Consider the following 12,394-nt stretch of genomic DNA (forward strand, 5'->3'; position numbering starts at 1 on the left):
CCATGCACAAGCTCGTCCTCCGCTCCGTCACCAAAAGTTATACCAAAGGCACCACGGTCCTAAAACCCTTCGACCTCGTCGCCCAGAGCGGCGAGCTGATCGTTCTGGTCGGGCCTTCGGGTTGTGGCAAGTCCACATTGCTGAAGCTGATCGCAGGGCTGGAAAAGCTCGATGACGGCCAGATCCTGCTCGGCGATCGCGACATTACCGATGCCGAGCCCCGCCAACGCAAGATCGCCATGGTGTTCCAGAACTATGCACTCTACCCGCACCTGACCGTGCGCGAAAACCTCGCCTATCCGCTGCGCCGCCAGAAGCTACGCATGCCCGCGATTACCGAAAAGGTCGCCATGGTCGCGCGGCAATTGCGGCTGGAGGAATTGCTGGATCGACGGCCGTCACAACTGTCCGGTGGCCAGAAACAGCGCGTCGCGATGGGCCGGGCGATCATCCGCGAACCCGATCTCTTCCTGCTGGACGAACCGCTCTCCAATCTCGATGCAGCGCTTCGCACCCATGTGCGCGGCGAGATCCGTGACCTGCAGCGGCGGCTCGGCACGACGATGATCTATGTCACCCACGATCAGGTCGAGGCGCAGACCCTGGCCGATCGCGTGGTGATCCTGCGCGATGGAGAGGTGCAACAGATAGGTCCACCACAGGAAATCTATGCACGCCCGGCCAATATATTCGCCGCCGCGTTTCTGGGCGCTGCTCCACCCAATTTTCTCGCCGGCCGTGTCATCAATGGCAGGATCGATGTCGGACAGGCATCGCTGCCGTTTAGTGATCTGCCCGGCGAATGCCGCACCGCGCTCGCCGGCCGCGAACAAGTCTATCTTGGACTGCGGCCCGAACTGCTTCGAGCAGCAGATGACCACTACGGCGACCATCTTGTCCTTCACGGTGCGGTCAGCAGCCGGGAGATCGTCGGCAATACGCAGAACGTCTATTTCCGTACGGATACAGCCTGCGCCGACATGACAAGACTTTCCGCTCTGGCGGGACGATATCTGACGGACGAGCTTGTCTGGACGACGGAAAATTCAAACACCGGCGACACGGTGAAACTTGCCATCCGGCCCGAAGACATCCTGTTCTTCGACGCGGAAGGACAGGCGATCGGCACCCACGGCAGCGACACGCTCTGACCTCATCGAAACCGGTCTTGCCGCCACGCCGCTGCACGACCGAATTGTGACAAGTGGCTGGGTGGAGCCGCTGGCAGTGGCTCTGTCTTGACGATTTCGGCCTGCCTAAGGTCGCGCCGGTTCCAAGGCAGGTTTCGGGCTTACGCGACATGGCATCCATCACGGTCAGCGACATCAGCAAGGCATTTTCGGGCCAGCCGATCCTGCGCGACGTGTCGCTCGACATCCGCGATGGTGAATTCCTGTCGCTGGTCGGCCCGTCCGGCTGCGGCAAGTCCACCCTGCTGCGGATCATCGCCGGCCTTGAGGAGCAGGACCATGGCTCGGTCGAAATCGGCGGCCGTTCCGTCGATGCAGAGCGGCCCGGGCGACGGGATGTCGCCATGGTCTTCCAGTCCTACGCGCTCTATCCGCATCTCTCCGTCTACGACAATATGGCAGCGCCGCTGCGGCAACGGTCGCTGACGCAGTTTCAGCGTGGCTTCGGGCTTGCGCGGCTTCTTCCGAAGGCACGCCGCAAAGAAGCGGAATTCCGCCGGGAGATCGAGGCTACCGCCACCATGCTCGGCATTTCCGGACTGCTGCAGCGAAAGCCGGCTCAGCTCTCCGGTGGCCAGCGGCAGCGGGTCGCCCTCGGGCGCGCCATCGTTCGCCACCCCAAAGCCTTCCTGATGGACGAGCCGCTCTCCAATCTCGACGCCAAGCTGCGCGACACGGTGCGGGCCGAAATCTCCGCCCTTCACCGACGCCTCGGCGCGACCTTCCTCTACGTCACCCACGATCAGGCCGAGGCGATGACCATGTCCGACCGCATCGCGATCATCATGGAAGGACAGGTCCTGCAGATCGGCGCACCATCCGACGTCTATCACGACCCAGCCGACCTGCGCGTGGCCCGCTTCATCGGCAGCCCAAGGATCAATGTTCTGGCCGGCGAAATCGATGGCTCCGGCCGTGCGGTGTTGCTTGGTCGCGCATTCGATCTCGATATCGCGCCTCCCGCTCACGGCAAGGTCCAGCTCGCCTTCCGGCCGCATGATGCAGGACTTTGCAATGCCGATACGGCGCAATTGGTCGGGACCATCAGCCATATCGAAAATCTCGGCTCGGATATTCTGATCCACCTTGCCCTGCCCGGCAGCGAAGAGCCCGTCATCATCCGGGAAAGCCACGAGACCGCAATACACCGCCGCCTCGGCGACAGCGTCGGCCTGAAGCTCGACTCGAAAAAGCTTCTTGTCTTTGACGAGACAACCGGCAAACGCCTACGCACCCCTGCACAGACGGAGACCGCATCGTGACGGCTCTCTCCGCCCAGAAGCGCGCCGAGGCCCGGATCGGGCTGGTGCTTGCCAGCCCCGCCATCCTGCTGCTTGTCCTGCTCGTCGTCCTGCCTGTTCTGGCCACGGCCGGCTTTTCGCTGACCGACTATCGGCTCGGCACGCAAACGATCGGCTTTGCCGGTCTCGACAATTACGGGACGCTCTGGAACGACCCGCGTTTCTGGCAGAGCGTCGGGAACACCGCGCTTTACACGCTGATCGTCGTGCCGGGGTCGGTTGGTCTCGGGCTTGGCGCCGCCCTTCTGATCGAAGGCCGCGGCTGGCTGCGTCCCTTCTACCGGGTCGCCTATTTCCTGCCCGTCGCCTCGACCTTCATCGCCATGGCGATCGTCTGGGAATTCCTGATGAACCCGTCGGTCGGCCTGTTCAACCAGATCCTTTTCGCCCTCGGCCTGCCCGGCATCAACTTCTTCGGCAATGCGCAGACGGCGCTGTTTTCCATGGCGGCGATCGGCATATGGGAACTGACCGGTTTCAACATGGTACTGTTCATGGCGGGCCTTGCCGCCATCCCGCGCGATCTCTACGACGCCTGCGCCGTCGATGGCGGCGAAAGCGGCTGGGACCGGTTTCGCATGGTGACCTGGCCGATGCTCGGCCCGACGACGTTTTTCGTCGCGATCATCACCATGATCCGCGCCGTCCGGGTCTTCGAAGTCGCCGCCGTCATCACCCAGGGGCGGCCGGAAGGCGCGACGGAAGTCCTTCTCTATTCGATCTACGTGCAGGCGTTCCAGTATTTCAACATCGGTTATGCCGCGGCACTGATCGTCGTTTTCCTGGTCGTTACGGCGCTCATCGCACTGGTCCAGGCCCGCTTCGGTGGCGGACGGGAGGCGAGCCGATGAGAGGACGCAGACTCTCGAGCATCATTGCTAGCGTCACCGCCCATGCCGTCCTCATGGCCGGCGCGGTCATCATGCTCACGCCCTTTCTCTGGATGGAGCTGACATCGCTGAAACCGCCACAGGAAATCTTCCGCCTTGGCCTGCACATCCTTCCGCGGGAATGGGGCGGTGCGGAAAACTATGGTCGCGTCTTCTCCGACACGCCGATGCTGCGTTTCCTCCTGAACGGCATCGTCGTCTGCGGCGCGATCGTCATCCTGCAGATCCTGATCGCCGTGCCGGCCGCCTATGCGCTCGCCAAAATCCCGTTTCGCGGCCGCGGCCTGTTCTTCGCGCTGATCCTGGTGAGCTTGCTCGTGCCGATCCAGGTGCCGTCACTGTTTCTCTATCTCGGTTTTGCCCGCGCGGGCCTGCTCGACAGCTATGCGAGCCTCGTCCTGCCCTTCATCATCTCGGCCTTCGCCATCTTTCTGCTGCGCCAGCATTTCCTGCAGTTTCCGCAGGAAGTGGTGGAAGCGGCGCGGCTCGACAAATTCGGTGAGTTCGAGATCGCCTGGCGCATCGTTCTGCCGTCTGCCCGGCCGGCGATCGGCGCCTTTGCCGTCTTCTCCATGGTCGCCCACTGGAATGATCTCTACTGGCCGCTCGTCGTCGTCACCGATCCCGAAATGGCGACCCCGCCGCTCGGCGTCGTCTTCTTTCGCAATCAGGAAAGCGGTTCGGATTTCGGTGCGCTGATGGCCGCCGCGACCGTGATCAGCGCCCCTCTCATCATCGCCTTCCTTGCCGCGCAAAAAACCTTCGTGCGCGGCCTTACCAGCATCCGATAAGCCCTCGAACCCAGGACTTGAGCCATGTCGCGCACTTCCCTCACACTCATCACAGCCTTTGCCCTTACCCTTGCCGGCGGCGTTGCATCCGCCTTCGCCAAGACCGAGATCGTCGTCGATTACGCATTCGGCGGCCGTACGAAAGTCTATCAGGGCATCGCCGATGCCTTCATGGCCGACCATCCCGATGTCAGCATCAAGCTGCGCGTGCCGAGCAACAATTACGAGGAAGGCCAGGAGGCGATCATCCGCCAGTCGATGGTCAACCAGCTGCCGGACGTGCATTTTTCCAGCTACAACCAATATCCGGATCTGGTGAAGCGCGGCCTCGTCGCCAATCTTTCCAAACTCAACGAAGGCCAGCCGGAATTCGAGGCGCAGGGTTATATCCCGGCCGCGATGAACCTCGTGAAGGTCAATGGCGATGTCTACGGCCTGCCTTTCCTCACCGGCACACCGATCCTGATCGCCAATGGCGAACTCGTCCGCAAGGCCGGCGGTGACTGCAAGAACCTGCCGACCGACTGGAAGGGTTATACGGATCTCGCCGCCCGCATCCACGCGCTCGATCCGCAGATCTGGGGCGGCATGATCACCACCAATGACGACTGGCAGTTCCAGTCGCTCGTCTACAGCGCCGGTGGCGGCATCCTGTCCAAGGACGGCAAGGATATCGGCTTCGACAACGAGACCGGCCTCAAGGTCATGCAGGCGATCGATGCCTTCGTGAAGGCGAGCGGCATGCAGCAGCAGACCTATACGTCGGCACCGCAGAGCTTTGCCGCCGGTCGCGTCGGCATGTTCGTCAACGCCGCCGAATATCTGTCGCTGCTGAGCGGCCAAGTGGCCAAGGATTTCGAATTCTGCACCGGCGTTTTCCCGGCCATCGATCCGGCAAAATCGAAGGGCACGCCGGTCGGCGGTGCGGCAGCGGTCATCCTCTCCAAGGATGCCGAGAAGCAGAAGATCGCCTTCGACTTCATCCGCTTCGCGACCGGCCCGAAGGGTCAGGCCATCCTCGTCGACGGCAAGGGCTATCCGCCGGTCAACACGGCCGCCTATAACATTCCGTCCGTCAAAGCCTTCTTCGACAAGAACCCGCTGCGCGCGCCCGATGTCGCCCAGGTGCCGAAGGGCATGCCCTGGGTGGTTTTCCCCGGCGACAACAGCGTCAAGATCGTCCGCACGATCCGCGACAATGTCGACCGTCTCCTGCAGCAGAACGTCACCCCGGAACAGGCGCTGAAGGACATGACGACCCAGGTCCGCGCCCTGATGCCGGCCGCGAAGTAGTCGACGCCGCAACGGGCCGCCGCACGCCGCGGCGGTCCCTCAAACCGCTTTCAAAGGACAAAACCATGCTTCGCCCGCTCTCCACCCAGATCGTCGGCTCCTATGCCAAGCCGCATTGGCTTGGCCGCCATGAACGCATCCACCATCTCGACGGCAGCTGGTGGCGGCCGGAGGCAGACGTGCTGGAGGAGGCAAAACAGGACGCAGCGCTTCTCGCCATCTACGAACAGGAACGCGCCGGGCTGGACATCGTCACCGATGGCGAGGCGCAGCGCGTCGCCTATGACCGGCATTTTCTCGCCAGCCTTTCCGGCATCGACATGATGGACGCGGAAAAGCAGGCCTATGTCTCCGAAGTCGAGACCCGCAAGCGCAATGCCGAGGTCGCCGAGATGATGGAGCATTTTCAGCTCAATCCGAAGATTGTCGGGCCGATCGAGTGGGTGCGATCGAGCGCCGCGAAAGATCTCGAATTTCTCGTCGCGCATGCCCGCCGGCCGGTGAAGGTCAATGTCGTTGGCCCGCTCACCCTGCTCGACCGGCTGGCCGACCATCATTACGGAAATCCGCGCGATGCGGCGATGGCGCTTGCAGGTGCGATCAACAAGGAAATGCTGGCGCTCGAAAAACTCGGGCCCGCCGTCATCCAGATCGATGAACCGGCCTTCCATTTCAAGCTCTCACGCGCCAGGGAATTCGGCGTCGAATTGCTGACCCGCCTTGTCGAAGGCCTGTCGACGCCGGTCATCGTGCATGCCTGCTATGGCTATTCGCTTTATGCAGAATCCAAGACGGCCAATCCGACCTATCACGAGGTCGCCGAAATCATCGCCGCGTCACCGGTCCAGGGCATGAGCCTCGAATACGAACAGCCCGGGCACGGCCCCGAACTCCTCAAACATACCGGCGACAAGCATGTGCTGATCGGCCTCGTCAATCTCGGCAGCCGCGAAATCGAGACTGCCGAGCACGTGGCGACGCGCCTGCGCGCCGCATTAGAGGTCGTCCCAGCCGAACGCCTGCATCCCTGCACGGATTGCGGCATGTGGTTCCTGCCGCGCGCGGTCGCCTACGGCAAGATCCGTGCTCTGGTCGAAGGAACAAAATTGGTGAAAGACCAGCTCGGCTGAATGAAGCGCTACAGTTTCGATCAATCCACCTTTTCGTAGGGCTGGTCGAGCTTGCGCGGAAAATAGCTCGCCGGAATTTCCGGATCGAACTCGACGTAATTGTGGAAATGTAGCGCGCAATTCAGGCCATCCGACAGGATCGCCGCATATTGTGCGGGCCCCTCGTAGCAGGGCTGCTGCCCAAGCCGCGGGCGCAGAAACTGGCCGGCGCGATGGGCATTGCCGACAATTGTTGCGCAAGGGTAGCCGCCCCAGCTTCCGGCGGTCTGGATATGGCAATGGCCGGCCAGGATCTGGATAATCTCGGCGCCGCTGCGCTTCAAGACGTCGAGCAGCTTCTGCGGCTCGCCGAGACGGTAGGTATCGACCGGCATCTGCAGGGCGACCGGGTTGTGATGCAGCAGCAGGATGACCTTGAGGCCGGCTGCGCGCGCCTCGTCGAGCCGGGCGGCGAGCCAATCGAGCCGTTTTTCACACAGACGGCTCTGCATTCCCGGCTCGGACGTGTCGAGCATGACGATCCTGTGGCCCTTGATATCAGCCACGCCTTCGATGAAGCCGTGCTCGTCAACCATCGGATCGACGGCATGCTGAAGATAGACATTGCGATTGTCGTGATTGCCGAGCATCACCCGCTGCCGCAGCGGCAGCTTTGCCCGCGCCACCTCAAAGGCCTGATAGGCTTCGACATCCGCCTTGTCGGCGATATCGCCCGCGAAAACGACGAGGTCTGCGTCTGCATGATAGGCCATGACATCGGCGAAAGCGCGCTCCAGCCGCTCAGCCGTATCGAGGCTGTTCTTCAGCTGTCCCTCGGGCAGGAGGTGAAGGTCGCTCATCACAACGAGCTTGAGAAGACGGTCGGAATACATAGGTCACTCCATTTCAATGCGGTCGCGGGCCCAATCACCGATCAGCGAGATCGCAATCGTGGCCACAAGGATGACGGCGCCGGGCACAAGGACGGTCCACGGCGCGTTGTAGAGCTGCTCGCGCCCCTGCCCGATCAGCACGCCCAGAGACGTATCCGGCGGCTGAATACCGATGCCGAGGAAGCTCAGCGTGGTTTCGAGAAGGATGGTCGAGGGAAAGTTGATCGACATGTTGACCACGATCACCGCCATGAAATTCGGCAGGATGGTGCGCAGGACGATACGGGCAGCCGATGCGCCCAGAACCTGCTGGGCCTGAACATAGGCCTGCCCCTTGGCCTGCAGGCAAAGCGCCCGGGCAAGGCGCGCATAGCGCTCCCAGCCATAGACCGTCATAACCAGAATGAACACGAGAAGGTTCGCCTGTGGCAGGATCGTCAGCAGAGCCAATGCCAGAATGAGATTGGGAATGGTCGCCTGGAAATCGATCATGATACCGATGACCGCCTCCACCCAGCCTTCGAACCAGGCAGAGAGAAGGCCGAGCGTCGTGCCGAGAATGGCGCCGCCGATCGTGCCGATCACAGCGACCGTCAGAGATACCTGGATGCCGCGCAGGACCATGGACAAAAGATCGCGCCCCAGACTGTCGGTGCCTAGCAGGTGGTCTGCCGAGCCGCCGATGAAGACCGGCGGTGCAAAACGGTTGAGGAGGTCCAGTTCATCCGTCGGATAAGGCGCAAGCACGCCGGCGAACACGGCACAGAATGCGAGGAGGATGACCGCGCCGAAGCTGATGCGGATGAGAGGAGGCATATGTTTCATGCTTTTACCCTCCGGCGGCGCTGGTCGCGAACGCGCGGATCGATCGCGCCGTAGGCGATGTCCGCCAGGAGATTGGCAAGGATCATGGTCGTGCCGGTCAGAAGCAGGATTGCCTGGACAACGGCAAAATCCCGGCTGGCGACGCTGTCGATCAGCAGCCGGCCGGTTCCCGGCCAGCCGAAGACACTCTCGGCAACGACCGCCGCCGTGAACAGGTGCCCGAATTCGAGCGCCGTGATGGTGACCAGCGGCACGGCAATATTCGGCAGCACATGGGCCCGTTTGATGCGTCCCGGCTGCAACCCGCCGGCACGTGCCGTATCGAGCATCGGATGGGACAGGATTTCCAGCATGGCCGAACGGGTGAAGCGGGCAAATATCGCCGCCATCGGCAATGCCATCGTCGCAACCGGCATCAGATAGGAGCGCCAGTCGACAATGCCGCTGGGCTCGATCCAGCCGAGATGGACGGAAAAAACATACATAAGCATCAGCCCGAGCAGGAAGTTCGGCACGGCGAGCGCCAGCACGGACAGCGTGATGGTCAGGCGATCGGCAGTGCTGCCGCGACGCATCGCGGCGAAGGCGCCCAGAGGCAGGCCCAAACCGATGGCAGCGAAGATGGTCGGCAACATCAGTGATACGGTCACGGGCATTCCGGCCATGATCTGTTCCAGCGCTGGCCGGCCGGTGGCATAGCTCATGCCGAAATCGCCGTGGAAAAGCCCGCGGACATAGATGAAGAATTGCTGCCAGAGCGGCAGATCAAGTCCCCATTTGCGCCGGAAGGCGTCAATCGCGGAGGCATCCACATCGGCGCTGAGATGGGACAGGGCAGGATCGCCGCTGATCGACAGGACGAAGAAGCTGAAGCCGATCAGCAGCAGCAGCGTCAGCAGCGCGCGCCCCGTGCGCAACAAGATCCAGTTCATGCGGACTCTCCCTGGAGTAGAGTACCGATGTCCCGTTCCGGCATTTTCGGGATCGCCGCCAGCAAAGCGCGGGTATAATCATGCTGCGGAGTGGCAAAAACCTCGGCCGTATCGCCTTCTTCGACGATCCTGCCGCCGCGCATGACGGCAACCCGGTCGCAGAGATGATGGATGACGGAAAGATCATGGCTGATGAACAGGATGGCAACGCCGGTTTGCGCACGCAGATCCATCAGCAGATCGAGGATATGAGCGCGCACCGAGACATCGAGCGCCGAAACGCTCTCGTCGCAGATCAGCACCTTGGGCGACAGGGCCAATGCCCTTGCAATGGTGGCGCGCTGGCGCTGTCCACCCGACAGCATCCGCGGCTTCTTTCGATGCAGCGCCGGATCGAGCCGCGCCTCCGCCAGACGTTTCCCGGCCATTACGGCCCGGTCCCTGCGCTGGCCGATATCGTGAATGTCGAGCGGTGTCCGCACCTGGTCGAGGATACGGCTCAAAGGGTCCATCGCACCCAGCGGATCCTGGAAGATATACTGTACGGCGCGTCGCCATTCGGCCTGCGGGCGGTGCCAGTCGACCGGCCTGCCGGCAAGTTCAACCGATCCGCCATCGGCATGGACGAGCCCGACCGCCGTCTTGGCGACAGTGCTCTTGCCGGAACCGCTTTCACCGACAAGACCGAGAATTTCGCCGGAACGCAACGACAAGGAAACGCCATCGACGGCATTGACGCGCTGACCGTTCGGCCGCTGATAGGTGACGCGAATATGCTTCAGTGACAGCGCGACCTCAGCTGGCTGCCGGAGCGATGCAGCAGACATCTCCCCCTCGCTCGGTGTTGCCGACATCAGCCGGCGACCACGGGTGGCGGGCGTCGGAATGGCGCGCAAAAGGTTCTGCGTATAACCGGCCTTGGGTGCCCGCAGCACATCCTGCGCCGTGCCGCGTTCGACGATCCGCCCGGCATTCATTACCATGACGCGGTCGCAATGCTCGGAGACGACTCCGAGATCATGCGTCACGAAAAGCACGCTCATTCCCTGCTTGTCGGTCAGCTGGCGCAATTTGCGCAGGATGCCGGCCTGGACCGTGACATCGAGCGCCGTCGTCGGCTCGTCGGCGATCAGGATTTTCGGGTGACGGGCAAGCGCACAGGCAAGCGCCACGCGCTGGCACTGCCCGCCCGACAGCTGATGCGGAAAGCTTTTCAGCAGGTTTTCGCCGTCCGGCAGACCGACCTGGCGCAGAAGATCGGCGCCATCGGCGCGTCCGCGCAGTTTGAGATGGCCCTCGACCGTCATCAGAGGATCGAGCGCACTCATCGGATCCTGGAAGATCATCGCGATTTCGACGCCGCGCAGCCGGGCAGGCGCTTGCGGATTGCTCAGGTCGAAGACCCTGTCGCCATAAGTCATCTGTCCCGTGACCTGCGCCCCTTCGGGCAGGAGCCCGATCAGCCCGCGACAGGTCAGGCTCTTTCCCGAGCCGCTCTCGCCGACCAGGCCAAGCCACTCACCACGATGGAGCTCAAAGCCGATATCGGCGCAGACGCGCTCGGTAAAGGCGATATCCATCCCCTGCACAGTCAGCAGGGGATGGATCATGTCAGTATGGCTCGACATCCTACTTGAAGCTTAGGCCGTCGGTGGTGAGATCCAGATATTCGTTGGGCAGAACCTTCAACGAGACCCGATCGCTGCGCTCGCCCATGAAGGCGGCGAGATCGTAAAGGACGGCGCCATTCGGCTCCTTGTCGAACTTGTCGAGCATCTTGCCGAAGATTTCGCGACGGCGGGCCGTGTCGATCGACGTCGCCAGTTCATCGCCCATGGCAACCATATCCGGATCGACCTTCCAGTATTTGCCGGTGGCATAGGTCGTGTCCTGACCGAAACGGCGCCAGAACTGGCCGAGCGGATCCGGATAATAAGCGGAGAAGGAGCCATCGACGATCATACGACGATCGTCATCGGCAAATACCTGCGCGCCGTTTTCCTTGATCTCAAGCTTGATATTGAGGCCGGCGGCCTTCCACATCGACTGCAGGATCTGCGCGGTCTCGATCTGCTTGGTGTAATAGTTGCGGGTGCGATAGACGATCTCGGCACCGTTATAGCCGGCTTCCTTCAGCAGGGCTTTCGCCTTCTGAAGATTGTATTCGGGCAGAGGGCGGTCAGCCAGATACATGTCGCCGAAGCTCGGCATCTGCCAGCCATGCGGAACCTCGGTGCGGCCGCCATAGAAGCTGTTGACCAGCTTGACGCGGTCGATCGACAGGTTGAGCGCCTCGCGGATGCGCGGATCGGCCAGAACGTCGTTGGTGCTGTCGTAGAACAGGCCGAGAATATTGAGGATCGGACCGCCGACGACCTTGGTGTTCTTGCCGGCATCGATCTGCTTGATATCGTCGGGGCCGACTTCGGTGATCAGATCGAACTGGCCGGAGACGAGACCGGCAACGCGGGTCGACAGTTCCGGCACGACGCTGAACGTCACTTCATCAGCCGCGGCCTTCGGTTCACCCCAATAGCCCTCGAACTTTTCCAGCACGACCTTGTCGCCGGGCTTGAAGGACTTCAGCTTGTAGGGACCGGTTCCGATCGCCTTGGCGGCAAAGTCCTGATAGCTGGCGGAGCTCTTCAGTGCTGCGGCCGAGATGATCTGCGACGGGAAATTGGCGAAACGCTGCAGGATGATCGCATCGTTCTTCTTCATGTGAATGCGCACCGTCAGCGGATCGACGATCTCGACATGATCGATGCCGCCAAGGAAGGCCTTGGATTCGACCGGGATATTGGGATCGAGACCGATGCGTACCGGCGAGAAGGTCGCGACGATATCGTCGGCGCTCAGCGTTTCGCCATTGTGGAACTTGACATTCGGGCGCAGCTTGAACTCGACGGTCTTGGCATCGATGATGGTCCAGGATGTCGCCAGTGCCGGCTTGAGCTTGCCGCCGTCGCGGAAGTCGGTTTTGACCAGCGTGTCATAAACGGAATAGATGACCCGCAGGCTGACATTCGAGTTTTCGCTGGCAGGATCGATGCTGGCAGGAACGGCCTGGACCGCTACCTTCAGATCGCTCGCCATGGCGCCGCCCGCCATCAAAATCACCAGGGTAGCAGCACCCGCGCGCAACGCATTCTTCAACATCGGCTCTTCTC

The 12,394-nt window shown here is 62.0% G+C and carries 11 protein-coding genes; 6 read left to right on the plus strand and 5 right to left on the minus strand.

All coding sequences use genetic code 11. The features are described 5' to 3' along the window. The first annotated feature begins 2 nt into the window (after positions 1–2). The 6 genes from FHW37_RS30810 to FHW37_RS30835 all read left to right on the plus strand — a co-directional run bounded on the left by FHW37_RS30810 (position 3) and on the right by FHW37_RS30835 (position 6,595). Entirely contained in the window at positions 3–1,151 is a 1,149-nt protein-coding gene (locus tag FHW37_RS30810; protein ID WP_145643387.1) for an ABC transporter ATP-binding protein, read from the plus strand. A gap of 149 nt (positions 1,152–1,300) precedes the next feature. Beyond that, positions 1,301–2,452: an ABC transporter ATP-binding protein gene (locus FHW37_RS30815; protein WP_145643388.1), complete on the plus strand. Its 1,152-nt coding sequence runs from the start codon at positions 1,301–1,303 to the stop codon at positions 2,450–2,452. Further along, on the plus strand, positions 2,449–3,342 hold the full coding sequence (locus tag FHW37_RS30820; protein ID WP_246691014.1) for a carbohydrate ABC transporter permease: 894 nt from the start codon (positions 2,449–2,451) through the stop codon (positions 3,340–3,342). The genes FHW37_RS30815 and FHW37_RS30820 overlap by 4 nt, the downstream gene beginning before the upstream one ends. Beyond that, positions 3,339–4,172, plus strand: a complete 834-nt coding sequence (locus FHW37_RS30825) for a carbohydrate ABC transporter permease (RefSeq protein WP_145643390.1) — start codon at positions 3,339–3,341, stop codon at positions 4,170–4,172. The genes FHW37_RS30820 and FHW37_RS30825 overlap by 4 nt, the downstream gene beginning before the upstream one ends. A gap of 24 nt (positions 4,173–4,196) precedes the next feature. Further along, complete coding sequence (locus FHW37_RS30830) at positions 4,197–5,465, plus strand: ABC transporter substrate-binding protein (protein WP_145643391.1); 1,269 nt, start codon at positions 4,197–4,199, stop codon at positions 5,463–5,465. Positions 5,466–5,530: 65 nt separating this feature from the next. Continuing rightward, positions 5,531–6,595 (plus strand): hypothetical protein, encoded by a 1,065-nt coding sequence (locus tag FHW37_RS30835; RefSeq protein ID WP_145643392.1) that lies wholly within the window; start codon positions 5,531–5,533, stop codon positions 6,593–6,595. A 20-nt stretch (positions 6,596–6,615) separates the two neighbouring features. Here the strand turns inward: FHW37_RS30835 and FHW37_RS30840 are convergent, their stop codons facing one another. From FHW37_RS30840 to FHW37_RS30860, 5 genes are read right to left on the minus strand one after another with little or no spacing between them, the layout of a single operon-like run. Beyond that, positions 6,616–7,467 carry a metallophosphoesterase gene (locus FHW37_RS30840; protein WP_145643393.1) on the minus strand — a complete coding sequence of 284 codons (852 nt, stop codon included), beginning with the start codon at positions 7,465–7,467 and terminating at the stop codon, positions 6,616–6,618. 3 nt (positions 7,468–7,470) lie between these two features. Continuing rightward, complete coding sequence (locus tag FHW37_RS30845) at positions 7,471–8,292, minus strand: ABC transporter permease (RefSeq protein ID WP_145643394.1); 822 nt, start codon at positions 8,290–8,292, stop codon at positions 7,471–7,473. After that, on the minus strand, positions 8,289–9,224 hold the full coding sequence (locus FHW37_RS30850) for an ABC transporter permease (RefSeq protein WP_145643395.1): 936 nt from the start codon (positions 9,222–9,224) through the stop codon (positions 8,289–8,291). Before FHW37_RS30850 ends, FHW37_RS30845 begins: the two co-directional genes overlap by 4 nt. Continuing rightward, positions 9,221–10,834 (minus strand): ATP-binding cassette domain-containing protein, encoded by a 1,614-nt coding sequence (locus FHW37_RS30855; RefSeq protein WP_186458489.1) that lies wholly within the window; start codon positions 10,832–10,834, stop codon positions 9,221–9,223. The genes FHW37_RS30850 and FHW37_RS30855 overlap by 4 nt, the downstream gene beginning before the upstream one ends. Positions 10,835–10,853: 19 nt before the next feature. Continuing rightward, positions 10,854–12,383 (minus strand): ABC transporter substrate-binding protein, encoded by a 1,530-nt coding sequence (locus FHW37_RS30860; RefSeq protein ID WP_145643397.1) that lies wholly within the window; start codon positions 12,381–12,383, stop codon positions 10,854–10,856. Between the last annotated feature and the right edge of the window lie 11 nt (positions 12,384–12,394).

Source organism: Neorhizobium alkalisoli, assembly GCF_007829835.1.
Classification (GTDB): domain Bacteria; phylum Pseudomonadota; class Alphaproteobacteria; order Rhizobiales; family Rhizobiaceae; genus Neorhizobium.

Excerpts from the sequence above, each read along its gene's own strand:
- FHW37_RS30860 (WP_145643397.1), bottom strand. The coding sequence starts at position 12,383 with ATGTTGAAGAATGCGTTGCGCGCGGGTGCTGCTACCCTGGTGATTTTG.
- FHW37_RS30855 (WP_186458489.1), bottom strand. The coding sequence starts at position 10,834 with ATGATCCATCCCCTGCTGACTGTGCAGGGGATGGATATCGCCTTTACC.
- FHW37_RS30835 (WP_145643392.1), top strand. The coding sequence starts at position 5,531 with ATGCTTCGCCCGCTCTCCACCCAGATCGTCGGCTCCTATGCCAAGCCG.
- FHW37_RS30810 (WP_145643387.1), top strand. The coding sequence starts at position 3 with ATGCACAAGCTCGTCCTCCGCTCCGTCACCAAAAGTTATACCAAAGGC.
- FHW37_RS30830 (WP_145643391.1), top strand. The coding sequence starts at position 4,197 with ATGTCGCGCACTTCCCTCACACTCATCACAGCCTTTGCCCTTACCCTT.
- FHW37_RS30850 (WP_145643395.1), bottom strand. The coding sequence starts at position 9,224 with ATGAACTGGATCTTGTTGCGCACGGGGCGCGCGCTGCTGACGCTGCTG.
- FHW37_RS30815 (WP_145643388.1), top strand. The coding sequence starts at position 1,301 with ATGGCATCCATCACGGTCAGCGACATCAGCAAGGCATTTTCGGGCCAG.
- FHW37_RS30825 (WP_145643390.1), top strand. The coding sequence starts at position 3,339 with ATGAGAGGACGCAGACTCTCGAGCATCATTGCTAGCGTCACCGCCCAT.
- FHW37_RS30845 (WP_145643394.1), bottom strand. The coding sequence starts at position 8,292 with ATGAAACATATGCCTCCTCTCATCCGCATCAGCTTCGGCGCGGTCATC.
- FHW37_RS30840 (WP_145643393.1), bottom strand. The coding sequence starts at position 7,467 with ATGTATTCCGACCGTCTTCTCAAGCTCGTTGTGATGAGCGACCTTCAC.